This window comes from Variovorax nivicola (assembly GCF_051216475.1).
In the GTDB taxonomy this organism is placed as follows: domain Bacteria; phylum Pseudomonadota; class Gammaproteobacteria; order Burkholderiales; family Burkholderiaceae_C; genus Variovorax.
On the sequence record NZ_JBPJZK010000004.1, the window covers coordinates 406,383 to 423,446 of the forward strand.

At 68.3% G+C, this 17,064-nt stretch carries 17 protein-coding genes; 2 read left to right on the forward strand and 15 right to left on the reverse strand.

The window, feature by feature from the left end; translation table 11 throughout:
* Positions 1-29: 29 nt before the first annotated feature.
* From ACSFBF_RS18650 to ACSFBF_RS18720, 15 genes are all read right to left on the reverse strand, one after another.
* Positions 30-1,301 carry an aspartate aminotransferase family protein gene (locus ACSFBF_RS18650; protein WP_435469478.1) on the reverse strand — a complete coding sequence of 424 codons (1,272 nt, stop codon included), beginning with the start codon at positions 1,299-1,301 and terminating at the stop codon, positions 30-32.
* Entirely contained in the window at positions 1,294-2,373 is a 1,080-nt protein-coding gene (locus ACSFBF_RS18655) for a phosphotransferase (RefSeq protein ID WP_435469480.1), read from the reverse strand. Before ACSFBF_RS18655 ends, ACSFBF_RS18650 begins: the two co-directional genes overlap by 8 nt.
* A complete protein-coding gene (locus tag ACSFBF_RS18660; protein WP_435469482.1) occupies positions 2,370-3,398 on the reverse strand; it encodes a histone deacetylase family protein in 1,029 nt (342 codons plus the stop codon). Before ACSFBF_RS18660 ends, ACSFBF_RS18655 begins: the two co-directional genes overlap by 4 nt.
* Complete coding sequence (locus ACSFBF_RS18665) at positions 3,395-4,135, reverse strand: GntR family transcriptional regulator (RefSeq protein WP_435469484.1); 741 nt, start codon at positions 4,133-4,135, stop codon at positions 3,395-3,397. The genes ACSFBF_RS18660 and ACSFBF_RS18665 overlap by 4 nt, the downstream gene beginning before the upstream one ends.
* A gap of 13 nt (positions 4,136-4,148) precedes the next feature.
* Entirely contained in the window at positions 4,149-5,063 is a 915-nt protein-coding gene (locus ACSFBF_RS18670; RefSeq protein ID WP_435469486.1) for a DMT family transporter, read from the reverse strand.
* Positions 5,060-6,454, reverse strand: a complete 1,395-nt coding sequence (locus ACSFBF_RS18675) for an aspartate aminotransferase family protein (protein WP_435469488.1) — start codon at positions 6,452-6,454, stop codon at positions 5,060-5,062. Before ACSFBF_RS18675 ends, ACSFBF_RS18670 begins: the two co-directional genes overlap by 4 nt.
* 58 nt (positions 6,455-6,512) lie before the next feature.
* Entirely contained in the window at positions 6,513-7,451 is a 939-nt protein-coding gene (locus tag ACSFBF_RS18680; RefSeq protein WP_435469490.1) for a 2-hydroxyacid dehydrogenase, read from the reverse strand.
* A complete protein-coding gene (locus ACSFBF_RS18685; protein WP_435469492.1) occupies positions 7,451-9,103 on the reverse strand; it encodes an ABC transporter ATP-binding protein in 1,653 nt (550 codons plus the stop codon). The genes ACSFBF_RS18680 and ACSFBF_RS18685 overlap by 1 nt, the downstream gene beginning before the upstream one ends.
* A gap of 3 nt (positions 9,104-9,106) precedes the next feature.
* Positions 9,107-9,961, reverse strand: coding sequence for an ABC transporter permease (locus tag ACSFBF_RS18690; protein WP_258352155.1), 855 nt, complete (start codon positions 9,959-9,961; stop codon positions 9,107-9,109).
* Positions 9,958-10,932, reverse strand: coding sequence for an ABC transporter permease (locus tag ACSFBF_RS18695; protein WP_093076361.1), 975 nt, complete (start codon positions 10,930-10,932; stop codon positions 9,958-9,960). Before ACSFBF_RS18695 ends, ACSFBF_RS18690 begins: the two co-directional genes overlap by 4 nt.
* Positions 10,933-10,951: 19 nt before the next feature.
* Positions 10,952-12,520, reverse strand: a complete 1,569-nt coding sequence (locus tag ACSFBF_RS18700; RefSeq protein WP_435469495.1) for an ABC transporter substrate-binding protein — start codon at positions 12,518-12,520, stop codon at positions 10,952-10,954.
* A gap of 79 nt (positions 12,521-12,599) precedes the next feature.
* A complete protein-coding gene (locus ACSFBF_RS18705) occupies positions 12,600-13,391 on the reverse strand; it encodes a class II aldolase/adducin family protein (protein ID WP_435469497.1) in 792 nt (263 codons plus the stop codon).
* A gap of 266 nt (positions 13,392-13,657) precedes the next feature.
* Positions 13,658-14,515 (reverse strand): pirin family protein, encoded by an 858-nt coding sequence (locus ACSFBF_RS18710; RefSeq protein WP_435469499.1) that lies wholly within the window; start codon positions 14,513-14,515, stop codon positions 13,658-13,660.
* A complete protein-coding gene (locus ACSFBF_RS18715; protein WP_435469501.1) occupies positions 14,512-15,096 on the reverse strand; it encodes an NADPH-dependent FMN reductase in 585 nt (194 codons plus the stop codon). Before ACSFBF_RS18715 ends, ACSFBF_RS18710 begins: the two co-directional genes overlap by 4 nt.
* A gap of 39 nt (positions 15,097-15,135) precedes the next feature.
* On the reverse strand, positions 15,136-15,522 hold the full coding sequence (locus ACSFBF_RS18720; RefSeq protein WP_435469503.1) for a DoxX family protein: 387 nt from the start codon (positions 15,520-15,522) through the stop codon (positions 15,136-15,138).
* Between the two features lie 87 nt (positions 15,523-15,609).
* Here ACSFBF_RS18720 and ACSFBF_RS18725 point away from each other — a divergent pair, with 87 nt between their 5' ends.
* Together ACSFBF_RS18725 and ACSFBF_RS18730 are read left to right on the forward strand one after the other, a co-directional pair.
* Positions 15,610-16,542 (forward strand): LysR family transcriptional regulator, encoded by a 933-nt coding sequence (locus ACSFBF_RS18725; protein WP_435469505.1) that lies wholly within the window; start codon positions 15,610-15,612, stop codon positions 16,540-16,542.
* 39 nt (positions 16,543-16,581) lie between these two features.
* Positions 16,582-17,058, forward strand: a complete 477-nt coding sequence (locus ACSFBF_RS18730) for an FKBP-type peptidyl-prolyl cis-trans isomerase (RefSeq protein ID WP_435469507.1) — start codon at positions 16,582-16,584, stop codon at positions 17,056-17,058.
* The last annotated feature ends 6 nt before the right edge of the window (positions 17,059-17,064 follow it).

Consider the following 17,064-nt stretch of genomic DNA (forward strand, 5'->3'; position numbering starts at 1 on the left):
AATGCGGCGTTCGCCGCCATGGCAACGGGTCAAAGCCCGGCCAGCACTTCGTCCAGCGTGTCGATCAGCAGATCGGCATTGGCTTCGGAGAACACCAGCGGCGGGCGGATCTTCAGCGTGTTGGCGTGTTCGCCCGTGGCGCTCAGCAACACCTGCCGCTGCCGCAGGCCGTTGACGACGCGCACAGTCTCCGCGGTCGCAGGCGTGCGCGCGCGACGGTCCGTGACGAGCTCCAGACCCACGAACAGCCCCGCGCCGCGCACATCACCGATCAACTCGTGGCGCTCGGCGAGCTTCGAGAGCCCCGCGCGCAGATGGCGGCCGACGCGCTGCGCATTGGCCATCAGGCCCTCGCGTTCGATCACGTCGAGCACGGCCATGCCGGCGGCCATCGACACCGGGTTGCCACCGAAGGTGTTGAAGTAGCGACATTCACGGCCGAACGCGGCCAGCACCTCGGGGCACACGGCCAGCCCGGCCAGCGGGTGGCCGTTGCCCAGCGGCTTGCCCATGGTCACGATGTCGGGCACCAGGCCTTCGTGGCGCAGGAAGCCCCAGAAGGCGTCGCCGGTGCGGCCCAGGCCCGGCTGCACTTCGTCGGCGATGAAGATGCCGCCGGCTTCGCGAATCGCAGCCACCGCTTCAGTGAGAAATCCCGCAGGGTCGGTGAAGATGCCGTCGCTCGAGAACACCGTGTCGACCATCAACGCGGCAGGCCGAATGCCATGCGCCTGCAGGTCGGCAATCGCTGCACGCACACCGGCAGCAAACGCCGCGCCTTGCTCCCCGGCCGGCACGCGATAGCTGTCCGGCGCCGACACAGTGCGCACCGCTTTGCCGAGCTGCACGAAGCGCCCGAGCGAGGGCGAGGCCTGCGCGATCGATTCGGTCACGCCGTGGTACGCGAAGCGCGTGACGATCAGCCCTTCGGCCTTGGTATGGGCCTTGGCGATGCGCATCGCGAGGTCGTTGGCCTCGCTGCCGGTGCAGGTGAACATCGCATGGCCGAGTTCTGGCGGCATGGTGGCCAGCAGGCGTTCGGCGTAGTCGAGCACGCCCTCGTGCAAATAGCGCGTGTGGGTGTTGAGCACGCCGGCCTGCCGCGCGATGGCCTCCACCACATGCGGATGGCAGTGCCCCACCGATGCGACGTTGTTGTACGCATCGAGATAGCGCTTGCCGTCGGCATCGTCGAGCCACACGCCCTCGCCGCGCACCGGGTGCAGCGGCGCTTCGTAGAACAGGCGATAGGCCGGGCCGAGCAGCCGCGCGCGGCGCTCCAGGAGCGATTCTTCAGGCATTTGCGTGACTTTCGTTCATGCCGCAGGCGCGCCGGAAGGCGGCGCTCGCGGCGTCGTTGCCGATGTGTTCGCAGGCCTGCAGGCGGGCCCACGAAAGCGCGTTGTTGCGCAGCAGGTAGGCCGCGTTGTCGGGGTGGCGCGCGGCGCGCCAGCCGCTGATGGCCACCACCATCACGAGCCGCGCGGTGATCAGCGTGAACAGCACATCGACCTCTTCCCGCGTCAACGGCAGCACGGCGTGGTACGCGGCAATGAAGGGCACGATGCCGGCCAGCGCATCGCCCGCCGGGTCGAGCTGGTAGGCCGCGGCCACTGCCAGGTCATCGATCAGCGGCGCGCGCACCATGTCGCCGAAATCGAGGATGCCGGCAATGCGGTCGGTATCGCCGGGGTCGACCAGTACGTTGTAGATGTTGAAGTCGTTGTGGATGGGCTGCGTGCGCAGGCCCTCCAGCACTGGCTTGGCATCGCGCTCGAAGCGGTCGAGCGAGCGCCCGGCCAGCGCGCGCCGCGCCGGATCGACGATGTGCGCGAGCAGGCCGCGCACGCCGTCGGCGCGCTGGATGTCCCAGGGCAGCGCGAGCGCTCCGGCCGCATGGTCGAAGTCGCGTAGCGCGAGGTCGAGCCGGGCCAGCGTGCGCGCGAGGTTGAGTTGCTGCGCGGCAGTGCGCGGCGCTTCGGGCAAGGGCAGGCCGGGCAGGTAGCTGAAGAGCCGTGCCACGCGCGGCAGGCCGTCGCCCGGATCGCACAGCAGCGAGGGCTGGCCATCGCGCGTGGGCACGATGCGCTGCACCGGCAGCGTTGGATCGGCAGCAGCGATGTGCAGCAGCGCCTGGGTCTGGAAGTCCGCCACCAGCGGTGTTTCGCTAGGGTGCGAGATCTTCAGCATAAAGCGCTCGCCGGTCCGCGCCGAATCAAGGCGGTAGTTGCGGTCGCGCTCGCCGGTCAGCGGCCGCATCTCGCCCTCGATGCCGTAGTGGCGCAGCGCGAACTCGCGCACCCATTCGGCGTCGAGCTCGGGCGAGCCTTCGCTCAGGACATCCGCGTCGTCGAACCCGTCCGCGGCCGTCATGCGGCGCCCGCGAAGCCGCGCAGCGCGCTGGCGAGGTTGGGCCCCAGGTCGTCGGAGAGGTAGCCGCCCTCCTGCACCAGCACGGTCGGCAAGCCGAGGCGCGCGATTTCGGCGAGTAGCTGCGCGAAGCCCGGCGTGGTGATCTTCATGCCCTTGTAAGGGTCGCGCTCGTGCGTGTCCAGCCCCAGCGCCACCACCAGCGCGCCGGGCGCGAAGGCTCGGATGCTCTCGCAGACGTCGCGCAGCACGGGCATGTAGCCGTCGATATCGGTGCCCAACGCAAGCGGCTTGTTGATGTTGTAGCCCAGGCCCGCACCCTCGCCACGCTCGTGCGCGTAGCCGGTGAAGAAGGGCGTGAAGTTGCGCGGATCACCGTGCAGAGAAATCGTCAGCACGTCGGCGCGGCGGTAGAAGATGCCCTGCGTGCCGTTGCCGTGGTGCACGTCGATGTCGAGGATCGCCACGCGATCGTGTGCCGCGCGCAGCTGCTGCGCGGCGATGGCCGTGTTGTTCAGGTAGCAGAAGCCGTTGGCCCGGTCTGCGTACGCGTGATGGCCGGGCGGGCGGCACAGCGCATAGGCTGCGCGCTCGCCCTGCAGCACCAGTTGCGCAGCGTGCGTGGCCACGTTGGCCGAGCCCACGGCCGCCGCCCAGGTGTGCGGGCCGATGGAGCAGGCGTTGTCGCCCATGTGGTAGCCGGCCTGCCCGACCACGCTTTCCGGATAGCTGCAGGGCTCTCCGGGAAAGGGGTGGATGTTGGGCATGACCTCGTCGGAGGGGTCGTCCAGCAGCCGCCAGCGCGCATAGGCCGTCTCGAGGAATCGCAGGTACTCGGGCGTGTGGATCGCAGCGCGCGGGCCGGCGCCGAAGTCTTCTCCCGCGATGACTTCGTGGCCGTCGCGCTCGACCGCCGACAACAAGCGGAAGGCGCGCTCGGGCTGCTCGTTGCTGCGCTTCAGGCGCCCGCGCACCATGAAGAGCTGCGGGTCGTGGTCCTTGTGGGCGTCGCTGTAGACGATCTTCATCGCGCGGGTCCTTGCGTCGGAGTCGGGGTGGATGGAGGAACGGTGCCGTGCTGCTTCACGAACAGAGCGCGCACCTGCTGCCAGGCGTCGTCGAGGTGCTCGCGCATGGCCAGGCGCGACGCATCGACGTCGCGGCTCATCAGCGCATCGACGATCGGGTAGTGCGTGTTGGCCATGGTCTCAGGGTCGTGGTAGACCGCGTCGATCAGCGCGATGATCATCTGCATCTCGGTCTGCGTGTTCGAGAAGATGCGATGCAGGTGCGCGTTGCCCGAGAGCTCACAGATCAGTGTGTGAAAGGCCAGGTCGGTCGCGATGCGCACGTGCTGCGGCTGCGTGGGCGCCTCGCGCACCATGCCGTCGACCAGCGTGCGCAGGCGTTGCAGCCCCGCGTCGTCGGCCTTGCGGCAGGCCAGCTCGACCGAGGTCATCTCCAGGCTCAGGCGCACTTCGAACAGGTCGTCGATTTCCTGGACGCTGATGGTGCGCACCGCGAAGCCGTGGCGCGGCCGCGCGACCAGCACGCCCTGGCGTTCGAGCCGGCGCGCGGCCTCGCGCACCGGGGCGCGGCTCACGCCCATGCGGCGCGCGATCTCGGCCTCGACGATGCGACTGCCGGGCGCCAGGCGCCCTTCGACGATGGCGCGCGTCAGCTGCGCTTCGACCAGCCCGACGAGGTCTTGCGCCTCGACGGACTCGAAGCCGGCGCGGTCGGCGATGGAAGAAGAAAAAGCCATGGTGTTTGTCTCGTCATGTGAGAGGGATCGGGTTCTTATTCTTGATCGGCCGCCGCGCCAGGTACACGCCCGCCGCCACGATCAGCGCAATGCCCGCCATCGCCAGCGCATCGGGTGGCCTGTGAAACCAGAAGGTGCTGAAGGCCACCGCGAGCAAAAGCTGAAAGTAGTTGAGCGGCGCCAACGTCGCGGCCTCTACGCGCTCGAAGGCAGCCAGCAGCAGCCATTGCGCGAGCCCGCTGCACGCGCCGCCCGCGAGCAGCAGCAACACGGCGCCGGCGGCGGGCCGCTCGGCCGGCAGGAAGAAGGGCGCCGGCACGGCCGTCACCACAAGGCACACGAGCGCCGTGTACGCGTACTGCACCGGGCTTTCAACGAGCCCCGCAAGGCGACGCGTGAGCAGCTGAAAAATCGCATAGCAGACGGCCGACACCGCCATCAGCACCGTGCCCACCCAGGGCAGGTCGCCGCCGGGCCGCACAATCAGCAGCATGCCCGCGAATCCCACGCTCACCGCCACCCAGCGGCTGCGCTGCACCTGTTCGCCGACCAGCCACGGCGACAGCGCCACCATGAGCAGCGGCGCGGTGAAGTAGATCGCGGTGGCTTCCGCCAGCGGCATCCAGATCAGCGCCGTCATGAAGCAGGTGGCCACCGTCGCGAGCATCGTGCCGCGCAACAGCAGCAGCTTTTTCTGCGGCGCGCGCCAAATGCGCAGGTCGCCGTGGCGCAGCAGCATGGCAAAGGCGATGCAGATCACCGACAGGTAGCGCATCAGGTTGATGAACGGCGCCGGGTAGAACTGCAGCATGTGCTTGCAGAAGGCGTCGTAGCTTGCGAAGGCCATCAGCGCGCAGAAGAACAGCGCAACGCCGGTGCTCCTGGAGCCCGGCGGTCGCAGCAGCACTGCGGCGCTCGCGGTGTTCACGCCAGCGAGGCCTCGAAGCGGACCATCGCGCGGTCGAAGCGTTCGAACATCTCGTCGATCTGCGCGGGCGTGATGATCAGCGGCGGACAGAAGGCCACGGCATCGCCCATGGCGCGCACGATCAGGCCTTCCTGCAACGCGAGCTCGGCCAGCCGCGCGCCGGCCTTCAATGCCGGATCGAAGGGCGTGCGAGTGGCGGGGTCGGCGGCGAGTTCGATCGCGCCGATCAGCCCCACGCCGCGCACCTCGCCCACATGCGGATGGCCGGCATAGCGACGCAGGCCGGCCTGGAATTTCGGCGCCAGCGACTGCACATGCGCGAGCACCTTTTCCTCTTCATAGATGCGCAGCGTTTCGAGCGCCACCGCTGCAGTCACCGGATGGCCCGAGTAGGTGAAGCCATGGCCGAAGGTGCCGATCTTTCCGCTGTTGGCAGCCACGGCCGCATGCACCTGCTCGGACACCATGACGGCCGAGATCGGCACATAGCCCGACGACAAGGCTTTGGCGGCTGTGAGGATGTCGGGCCGCAGCCCGAAGGTGGTGGAGCCGAACATCTCGCCGGTGCGACAGAAGCCGCAGATCACCTCGTCGGCGATCAGCAGCACTTCGTATTTGCGCAGCACGGCCTGCACCTTCTCGAAGTAGGTGGCCGGCGGCACCAGCACGCCGCCCGCGCCCATCACCGGTTCGGCGATGAAGGCGCCCACGGTGTCGGGCCCTTCGGCGAGGATGCGCTGCTCGAGCGCATCGGCCAGCCGCGTGGCGAAGGCCTCTTCGGTTTCGCCAGGCTCGGCGTAGCGGTAGTGATGCGGGCAGTCGACGTGCAGGATGCGGTCGATCGGCAGATCGAAGTCGCGGTGGTTGGGCACCAGCCCGCTGAGGCTGGCCGCCGCCACGGTGACGCCGTGGTACGCATTGCGGCGCGCGATGATCTTCTTCTTGGCCGGCTTGCCGATGGCGTTGTGGTAGTACCAGACGAGCTTGACGGCCGTGTCATTGGCCTCCGAACCCGAGTTGGCGAAGAACACCTTGGACATAGGCACCGGCGCCATCGCAATCAGCTTCTCGGCCAGCGCGATGGCGGCTGCGTTCGAGCGGTGGTTGAAGGTGTGATAGCAGGGCAGCGTGTGCAGCGCCTCGCTGCCGGCCTTGGCCAGGCGCGCGTTGCTGAAGCCCAGCGAGACGCACCACAGCCCCGACATGGCCTCCAAGTAGCGGCGGCCCTGGTCGTCCTGCACGTAGATGCCGTCGCCGCGCTCGATCACGAGCGGGTCGACCTGCGGATGTGCCGCGAGATTGGTGAAGGGGTGCAGATGGGCCGCGATGTCGTTCGCCGCGCGCTCGGCGTGTGCCGATTGCAGGGCGGCGTTGGGAATCGATGCGTTCATGGGGCCTGCTCCGTTCTTCTTGCTTGAATTTCGATGAGGAGGAAAACCTCGCGGCGGCTCAGTAGCCCCGTTCGAGGTCAACGGCCGTGTGGGGCCGCTCGCCGCGCTGCACGAGCGCGAGGTTGTGAAGTGTCTGCCGCGCGATCACCGACGTGTCGGTGCGCGTTGCGATGTGCGGCGTGACCAGGATGCGCGGGTCGCCCCAGAAGGCGTGGTCGGCCGGCAGCGGCTCCTGCGTGAAGGCATCGAGCGTGGCGGCGGAAAGCTGGCCGAGGTCCAACGCGCGCAACAGGTCAGCTTCGACCAGATGCGCGCCGCGCCCTACGTTGACCAGGTGCGCACCACGCGGCAACCGCGCGAACAGGTCCGCGTCCAGAAAGCCCTGCGTCTGCGGCGTCAGCGGCAGCAAGCACACCAGCGTGTCGCAGCCCGAGAGGAATTCGTCGAGCTGCGCATCGCCGTGAAAGCCCGTGACACCGGCCGGCAGTTCGGCCTTCGCGCTGCGGCTCCAGCCGCGCACCGCATAGCCGATGGCGGCCAATGCCTCTGCGCAAGCGAGCCCCAGGGTGCCAAGCCCTGCGATGCCGACACGATGGCGCCCGGGTGGGCTCATCGGTTGTTCTTCCCACATGCGCCTGGCCGCGCTCGCAAGGTAGGCGGGCATCTGCCGCTGATGCTGGATCACGGCCCAGCACACATATGCCTTCATGCCCGTGGCCATCTCCGGATCGACGATCCGGCACAACGGCAGTGCGCGCGGCAGCCGGGGGTCGGCCGTGATGTGGTCGACGCCAGCTGCCAGCGACTGAACCAGCTGCAGCTGCGGCAGGCGCGCGAGCAGGCCATGCGGCGGAAACCAGCAGACAGCCGCATCGATCTGGTCGAGCGGACCGAGGTCGGCCCCCAGGCGCAAATCGATGTCGGGGCAGTGCTCGCGAAAGGCGGGCGCAAGGTAGTGCATGTCGAGCACATCACTCAGGAGCGCGACGCAAGGCATCAGGCCACCTTCGCGGACATGTCGGCCTGCGGCGCGAGGCGCGGCACCGCGTCGATCAGCTTGCGCGTGTAGGCGTGCTGCGGATCGTTGAGCACCTTCTGCGTCTCGCCATACTCCACCACCTCGCCGCGCTGCATCACCGCGATGCGGTCGCACATCTGCCCGGCCACGCGCAGGTCGTGCGTGATGAACACCATTGCGAGCTGGAACTGCGCGCGCACCTGCGCGAAGAGCTCCAGCACCTGCGCCTGCACCGACACGTCGAGCGCCGACACGGGCTCGTCGGCCACCAGCAGCTCGGGCTGCATCGCGAGCGCGCGGGCTATGCCGATGCGCTGGCGCTGCCCGCCCGAGAACTCGTGCGGATAGCGCTGCGCCGCGTCGGCGCCCAGGCCCACGAGCTGCAGCAGCTCCATGGCACGCGCCATTGCCTCGGCCTTGCCCACGCCTTGTGCGATGGGCCCGCCCGCGATGGCCGCGCCCACGCGGTGGCGCGGGTTGAGCGAGGCATACGGGTCCTGGAACACCATCTGGATCTTGCCGGCCGCCGCGCTGCGGAAGTTCCGGCCCTGCGCAAGATTGCGGCCCTTGAAGATGATGCGGCCGCTGTCGAAGGGCGCGAGCCCCACCAGGCAGCGCCCGACACTCGACTTGCCTGAGCCCGATTCGCCCACGAGGCCCAGCGTTTCGCCGCGGTGCAGCTCGAAGCTGATGTCCTTTGCCGCCTGCACCGCGCGGCCGCGCTTGAACAGGCCGCCGCTCGAACGGTAGGTCTTGCACAGGTCCTGCACCTGCAGCACGCGCGTGAGGTCGTCGTGCGGCACGGTCTGCGCCTGCCCATCGGGGATGGCGGCGATGAGCTTGCGCGTGTAGGGATGCTGCGGCGCGCCGAGCACCTGCGCGGCCGGGCCGCTCTCGACCACGTGGCCGGTCTGCATGACCACCACGTGATCGGCGATTTCGCTGACCACGCCGAAGTCGTGCGTGATGAAGAGCACCGCCGTGCCGCGGCGCTGCTGCAGCTCGCGGATCAGCGCGAGGATCTGCGCCTGAGTTGTGACGTCGAGCGCGGTGGTGGGCTCGTCGGCGATCAGCAGCACGGGCTCCAGCACCAGCGCGCAGGCAATCATCACGCGCTGGCGCTGGCCGCCCGAGAGGCGGAATGGGTAGGCGTCGATCAGCAGCTCGGGCTCGGGCAGGCCCACGTCGGCCAGCGCCGCGAGGATGCGGCGGCGCTTCTCGGCCGCGGGCACGTTGCCGTGCGCGTCGAACACTTCGCCGATCTGCTCGCCGATGCGCATCACCGGGTTCAGCGCGGTCATCGGCTCCTGGAACACCATGCCGATGCGTCGGCCGCGCAGCTCGCGCATCTGCGGCTCGGTGAGCTGCAGCAGGTCGTGGCCCTCGAACATGATGCGGCCCGCCACCGGCGCTACGTGCGGACGCGGCAGCAGGCCCATGACGGCGTTGGCGATCATCGACTTGCCCGAGCCGGACTCGCCGACCACGCACAGCGTCTGGCCCGGCAGCACGGAGAGCGTGGCGCCCTCGACGGCCAGCGCGCGGTCGGCGCCCGAGGGCAGCGAGATGCTCAGGTCGACGATGTCGAGCACGGGGTGCAGGGGTTTCATCGGCGTCACGGTGGCGTTCATTTCTTACTTGCCCTTTCCGTGCAGCCGCGTGTTGAGCCCGTCGCTCAGGCCTTCGCCCACGAGGTTGAGCGCAAGCACCGTCAGCACGATGGCCAGCCCCGGGAACAGCGCCATCCACCAGGCCTGGCGCAGCACGGTGCGCGCGGCGCCGACCATGTAGCCCCAGCTCATCTGGTTCGGGTCGCCCAGGCCGAGAAAGCTCAGGCTGCTTTCGAGCAGGATGGCCGTGGCCACCATCAGCGAAGCCATCACGATGATGGGCGACATGGCGTTGGGCAATATCTGCGTGAGGATGATGCGCGGCGTCGACTGCCCCGCGAGCAGCGCGGCCTGCACGAAGTCGCGCTGGCGCAGCGTGAGGAACTCGCTGCGCACCAGGCGCGCCACCGGCGGCCACGAAACGATGGCAATCGCCACGACGATGGACTTGATCGAAGGCTCGAAGATCGCCACCAGCACGATGGCCAGCGCGAAGCTCGGCACCGCCTGGAACAGCTCGGTGAAGCGCATCAGGGCCGCGTCGATCCAGCCGCCGAAGTAGCCGGCGATTGCACCGAAGGTGACGCCGATCAGCAGCGCCACGATGGTGGACACCACGCCAATCAGCAGCGAAATGCGCGCGCCGTAGACCAGGCCCGCAAGGATGTCGCGCCCGAGCGTGTCGGTGCCCAGCAGGAAGCCGGGCTCGGTCCACGGGCGCACGAAGGGCTGCTCGACCATGGCCCATGGGTCGTTGGTGGCAAGCCAGGGGCCGAGCAATGCGACCGCTGCCACGATCAGCAGCACGACCATGCCGGCCACGGCGCCCTTGTTGCGGCGAAAGCGCCGCCAGAAATCGCTTTGCATCGTCGTCGTCATGTCAGCTCGATCCGCGGGTCGACCAGGGTGTAGACCAGGTCGGTGATGAGGTTGAAGAGCACGGCCATCGCCGCCGTCACCAGAAAGGCGCCGAGCAGCAGGCTGTAGTCGCGCTGCAGCAGCGCGTCGAACATCAGTCGGCCGATGCCGGGCCAGGCGAACACGGTTTCGGTGAGCACGGCGCCACCGATCATCCCGCCGGCCTGGATGCCCGCCAGCGTGACCACCGGCAGCAGCGCGTTGCGCAGCACGTGGGCGCGCAGGATGCGGCCTGGCTTCACGCCCTTGGCGCGCGCGGTCTTCACGAAGTCCATCTGCGCCACCTCGAGCATCGCGGCGCGCGTCATGCGCGCATAGACGGCCATGTAGAACAGCGCGAGCGTGAGCGCAGGCAGCACCAGGTGCTTTGCCACGTCGAGCGCCAGCGCGAAGCCGGTGTGGCCCGAGCCCACGGTCATGAGGCCGAAGCCCGGCAGCCATTCGAGCTGCACCGTGAACACCAGCACCGCCATCAGCGCGAGCCAGTACAGCGGCGTGGCATAGAACAGCAGCGCCACCACGGTGATGGCGCTGTCGACCCAAGTGCCCGCGCGCCGCGCCGACAGCGCCCCCAGCGTGATGCCGAAGAGCAGCGAGAGCGCGAAGGCCGTGCCGGTGAGCAGCAGCGTGGCGGGCAGCCGGTCCATGATGAGCTTCAGCACCGGCTGCTGCTGGCGGTACGAGTAGCCGAGGTCGAGCCGCACCACCTTGCCGACGTAGGTGGCGAGCTGCGTCGACAGCGGCTGGTCGAGCCCGAACTGCGCGCGCAGCTGCGCCACGAACTGCGGGTCGGACGCGCCGGCCTCGCCGGCCAGCACCGACACCGGATCGCCCGGCGCGGCGCGCACCAGCATGAAGTTGACCGTCGCAATCAGCAGGATCGCCACCAGGCCCTGCAGCACGCGGGTCAACATGAACTGCGTACGTTTCATTCGGTCGTCACTCCGCGCGTCAGCCGACGCTTGCGTTGCCGAGGCTGTCGTTGAGGCCGATGCCCGAGCTCACGATGTTGCTGAGCTTGGTGCGGTAGAGCGTGGGGAAGTTGAGCTCCAGCAGCCAGGCCACGGGCACTTCGTCGAGCAGGATTTTTTGCGCCTGCAGGTAGATGGCCTTGCGCTTCTCGGGGTCGGTCTCGCGCGCGCCGGAATCGAACAGCTCGTCGATCTTCGGATTGGAGTAGCCCTCGACGTTGTTGAAGGGCGAGCCCTTGGCGATGTTGGCGGTGGTGTAGTTGCGCGCCACGCCCAGCGCCGGGTCGCCGTACTGGTAGACGTAGGTGAAGGCGAGGTCGTAGTCCCAGTCGTTCAGGCGCTGGTTCCAGCCGGCCACGTCGGTGGCGGTCATCTCGACCTTGATGCCGGCCTGGGCCAGGTTCTGCTTCAGGATCTCGGCCTGCCGCGACCAGGTCTCGCCGTAGGGCAGCGGCAGCAGCCGCAGCGTCTCGCCCTTGTAGCCCGATTCGGCGAGCAGCTTCTTGGCCGTTTCCACATTGCGCGGGTACTTGGCAACGTCGGTGCTATAGAACTTGATGTTGCTGTTGAACGGCCCGGTGGCAGGCTTGGCAAAGCCCTGCCATGCGATCTTGGCCATGGCCTCGCGGTCGATGGCGAACATCACGGCCTGGCGGAACTTGACGTTGTCCATCGGCGCCTTGCGGTTGTTCAGCCACAGCCACGAATGCGGCGCGAAGAACTCCCAGCCCTTGGTGGTGACCGCGACGCCCGGCAGCTTGGACAGGCGCTGCACGTCGAAGTACTCGACCGCGCCGCCGGGCACCAGGTCGACCTTGCCCGATTCGAAGGCCGCGGCGCGCGAGGCCGCGTCGGGAATGACGTGGAAGTAGACGCTGTCGACCAGCGGAACATCTTTGACGTGGTACTTGTCGTTGGCCACGAGCTGGATGTACGAGCCCTTGACCCACTCCTTGAACTTGAACGGCCCGGTGCCGATGGGCGTTGCGTTGGCGGGGTTGGTCGCGAAGTCGGTGCCCTCGTAGATGTGCTTCGGGACCATCGGCATGCTGCCGACCTCGAAGATGCCGATGAAGGGGCCGAAGGGGTACTTGAGCTTGAACTCGACCGTGAGCGGATCGACCGCGCGGATGCTTTCCACCGCGGCCAGGTTGGCCCGCAGGCGCGCATGCGTCTTGCGCAGGAACACGTCGGCCGAGAACACCACGTCGGCCGAGGTGAAGGGCTTGCCGTCATGCCAGGTGACGCCGGGCTTGAGCTTGAAGGTGTAGAGCGTGCCTTCCTTGTTGACGGTCCACGCGGTGGCCAGCGAGGGCAGCGGGGTGATCTTCTCGTCGTAGCGCAGCAGGCCTTCGTAGATGTTGCCGGAGATCATCTGCGTGGGGCCGTTCTGAGTGATGCCCAGCATCAGCCCCGGCGGCTCCGGCTGGACGACGGCGTTGATCACGCCGCCCTTCCTGCCCGCGGCCAGAAGATGCAGGGGAACGCCGGCCAGCGTCAGGCCGGCGGTGGCAGCGGCACCCATCTGGATGAGGTTGCGACGTTTCATGAGGGCGAACTCCTTCTGGCTCTTGCGAGGTGGTGGACAGGGTCAGGGGGACGGGAGGGGAAAAGGAAAGCGGGGCGGCTCAGTCGCGGAACGACGTGGCCGGTGCGGGCTCGATGCGCTGCAGCATCGCGCGCCATTCGCGCGCGTTCGGGTCGGATTGGCCGGGCAGGTAGCTGCCGCCGCCGGCCTCGTACTGCTGCGCGGTCTTTTCGCAGACCTCGGCCGGCACCGGATACACCGGCAGGCCGCTCGACTGGATGGCGACCTGCACGCGGCAGGCGCGCTCCAGGTTCAGCATCAGGATGAAGGCTTCCGACACCGTGCGGCCCAGCGTCACCAGGCCGTGGTTGCGCAGGATGAGCGCGCGCGCCGTCGGGCCCAGGTCGGCCACGAGGCGCTCGCGCTCCTCGGGGTCGAGCGCGATGCCCTCGAAGTCGTGATAGACCACGCGCTGATAGAACTGCAGCGCCCACTGGTTGCAGGGCTGCAGCCCACCGGCCAGCGAGGACACCGCCACACCCGCCACCGTGTGGGTGTGCAGCACGCAGGCCGCGTCGTGGCGCGCCGCGTGCACGGCGCTGTGGATGGTGAAGCCGGCCGGGTTCACGTCGTAGGGCGAATCGTCGAGGATGCGGCCTTCCAGATCGATCTTGACCAGCGACGAGGCCGTGATGTCGCGGAACAGCATGCCGAAGGGGTTGATGAGGAACTGGTCTTCGGTTCCCGGCACACGCGCGGAGATGTGCGTGTAGATGCTGTCGTCCATGCCGTAGTGCGCCACCAGCCGGTAGGCCGCGGCAAGGTCTTGTCGGACCTGGCGCTCGGCTTCGGAGACGGGTGGGGCCTTGCGGTCCACTGCGTGCAGTTGCATATCGCGTTCCTTTTCACAGACCCGGCCGGGCGGGCCTTGCCTTGTTGATGGGTTCGTCGGATTGACTGCAATCTGTCGACAGTCAACCAGCGACAGTCTTAAGCAATATGCGGGCCCGCGTGATGGGGTAAGCCCTTGGGTGGCCCTCCAGACCAGTGCCGTTCAGAGGGCGAAACGCAAAAACGCCGGCGGCGCGCAGATGAAAGTGCGCACCGCCGGCATGGTTGGAGGCTGTCGTTCGTGCGCCCGGGCGCACCGACGGGGTGCTAGGGCAGGCGCCCTTCCTGGCGCAGCTTCGCACCAAGGCGCCGGATTTCGGCCTCACCCTGGTCGAGCGTCGCCCGGCTGGTGTGCACCGAGTAATGGCCCATTACCAGCTCATGCGGGTGCTTCACCGCCGAGCCCAGCACGAAGGACGTGTCGCCGCGAGCCACGAAGTCGATGACCGCGCTCGATTCCTCGAACACCGCCAGTTCGCCCGCGCCGATGGGGCCGCCCCTGTCGTCGCCTGTTTCGAGCGCACCTTCGTTGACCGCGACCCAGCCCACCGTGTGGCCGGCGGGCGGCGCGTAGCTCCAGCGCTCGCCGTCTTTCAACTGCACGGCCAGGTAGTTCATCTGGGCCGGCGCCGCAATTGCGCTGCGCGCCGCGCCGTAGCGCCCGAGCAGCACGCGCGCCGGGCCTTTCTGCGGCACCTGCGAGGGCGCGAGGTAAATGCTTTGCGCCGGTGCGTTCTCTTCCGAGGCCGGCAGCGCCACCCACAGCTGGAAGCCGCGCACGCGCTTCACGCCCGGCGCGGGTCCGCCGGTGTGCCACACGCCGTTGCCGGCGCGCATCCACTCCACGCCGCCGCCGAGCAGCGTGCCTTGCTCGCCGGTCGTGTCTTCATAGAGCGTGTCGCCCTCGATCAGATAAGTGAGCGTGGCAATGCCCGAGTGCGGGTGCAGGCCGAAGCCCTTGTGGCCACCCGCGATGTCGAAGCCGAAGAGGTCGAGGAACACGAAGGGCTTGAGAAACTCGCCCAGGTCGCCGGGGCTCACCAGCCGCGTGATGCCGCCGTGCTGCGAGCCGCGCGTGCGGTAGACGATGGCGCGGGCCAGCGTTGTTTCGACAGCGGTGGTCATACGGCCTCCCTCGCGGTCTTCAGCGCCTTGGCCCACCAGGCGATGTCGTCGAGCATGCCGGTGGCTGACTGCGCGAGGTGCGGGAAGTCGTCGAAGCTCTTGCCCTGCTGCCAGATGCCGAGGAACTCGACCATGCCGATGTGCACGGCGTTGCGCACCGGCGCCATCTGCATCTCGACCGCCACCAGCCGCAGCTGCTCCACGGCCCGTGCCGCGCCCACGCCGCCGTAGCCCACGAAGCCGATCGGCTTGCGGGTGAATTCCTTGTAGACCCAGTCGATCGCGTTCTTCAGCACCGCGCTCGGGCCGTGGTTGTATTCGGGCGTGACGACGACCAGGCCGTCGAAGGTGGCCAGCTTGGCCTGCCAGCGCTGCGCAGCCTCGTTCTTCACCGGCCCCCAGGCCGGCGCGCCCGCCTCGTTGAAGAAGGGCAGCGGATGGTCGCGCAGGTCGACCAGCTCGAAGGCGAGGTCGGTGCGCTGCTTCGCGATCTCGTGGATCCATTGCGCGGGCTTTTCACCGAAGCGGCCTTCGCGGGTCGAGCCGAGGATGATGCCGATGCGGGGTTGTTGCTGGGTCATGGGGTGCTCCAAGGAAAGTTGAAGAAGATGAAGAGGGGGTCAGGCCGCGGTGACGGCCAGCCGGGACACGGGCCGCAGGCGCCAGGCGACGAAGCCCGACAGCAGCGCCAGCACCAGCGCCGGCGCGGGGTTGCCGCCGATCAGCACCAGGTGCGTGGCCACGCCGCAGACCATGGTCACGGCCAGCAGCAGGCCGCCGAGGAAGCCGGTTGCGGGCACGAGCAGCAGCAGCGCGCCGCCGACCTCGACGAGGCCAGTCACGTAGCGGAACCACTGGCCGAAGCCGATCGCGTCGAACACCTGGACCATCTGCGGCACGCCAGCCAGCTTGGAAGCGCCGGCGGCGCCGAAAGCCAGCGCGAGCAGGATGCGAACGCCCCAGACGATGCGGCGCTGCGTGGGAGAGGAAGTAGATGAAGTAGTCATGGGCATAAGGTTAGGCACGCACCCATTGATCGACTAGACGGTAGAGTCGGATTGCACTCGTCCACAAACTGAAGGAATCAACCCGCCATGTTCGACCTCAACGACGTCGCCATGTTCGTGCAGGTGGTGCGCTACGGCAGCTTTGCCGAGGCGGCCCGGCGGCTGGGCCTGCCGCCCAACACCGTGAGCCGGCGCATCCAGCAGCTCGAATCGCAACTGGGCACGCGGCTGATGCAGCGCTCGACGCGCAAGCTGACGCTGACCAGCGCGGGGCAGGATTTTCATGATCGGTGCGCGGGGCTGGTCGACGGACTGGCTGCCGCCGGGCAGGCGCTGGTGGCCGGAGGCCAGGAGCCCAGCGGCCTCGTGCGGGTGGCGGCGCCGGCGGATTTCTTCGATTTCTTCCCGATGGAATGGGTGTCCGACTTCCTGGCCGCGCATCCGCTGGTCAAGCTCGACTTCGTGCTCAGCGACGCGGCCGCCGACCTCATCGCGGAGCAGATCGACGTGGCCTTCCGCGGCGGCGTGCTGCGCGATTCGGGCTACATCGGCCGGCGACTGGCCACCCGCAGCGGCGGCCTGCTGGCAAGTCCCGCCTACATCGCGCGGCACGGGGAGCCCACAACATTGCAGGAGCTGGCGGACCACGACTGCGTGACGCCACCGCACCCGGCCGGCCACACCACCTGGCGCCTGACGGGCCCCGGGGGCGTGGAAGAAGAAGTGCAGGTCACCGGCCGGTTCACCGGCAACACAGCACAGGCACTGCGCAAGGCAGCGCTGGCCGGGCTGGGCATTGCGCAGCTGCCGCCGCCAATGGCGACGCGCGACGAACAGGAAGGGCGGCTGGTGCGGGTGCTGCCGCAGTACGAGTACACCGGCCGGGGGCTCAGCGTGGTCTACCCGAGCCGCAAGCACCTGCCGCTGGCGGTGTCGGCGTTCATCGACCTGGTGATGAGCAAGCTCGACCACATGGACATGCTGCAGGAGCCGTCGCTTTCCTCTTCCGGGAAGGCCTAGTCACCAGCACCTTTTCGTTTCCACTGAAAATGCCACCCCATGAAAATCGAAAAAGACACCGTCGTCACCATCAAGTACAAAGTCTCCGACGCCCAGGGCAAGCTCATCGAGGCGAGCCCCGAGCCGATGGCCTACCTGCATGGCGGCTACGAGAACACGCTGCCCAAGATCGAGGAAGCGCTCGATGGCAAGGAAAAGGGCTACCAGACCGTGCTGAACCTCGCGCCCGAAGACGCCTTCGGCCAGCGCGACGAGACGCTGGTGCGCAGCATTCCCAAGACCGACTTTCCGCCGGGCGTGAAGGTGGGCGGCCAGTTGCAGGGCCGGCTCGACGACGGCACCGAGCATGTGTTCACCGTGATGAAGATCAAGGGCCCGGTCGTGCTGCTCGACGGCAACCATCAGTGGGCCGGCAAGGCGCTGCGCTTCAGCCTGCAGGTGACGGATGTGCGCGCTGCGCTGCCGGTGGAAATAGAGCACCGGCATGTGCATGGGGCGCACGGGCACCATCACTGACGCCCC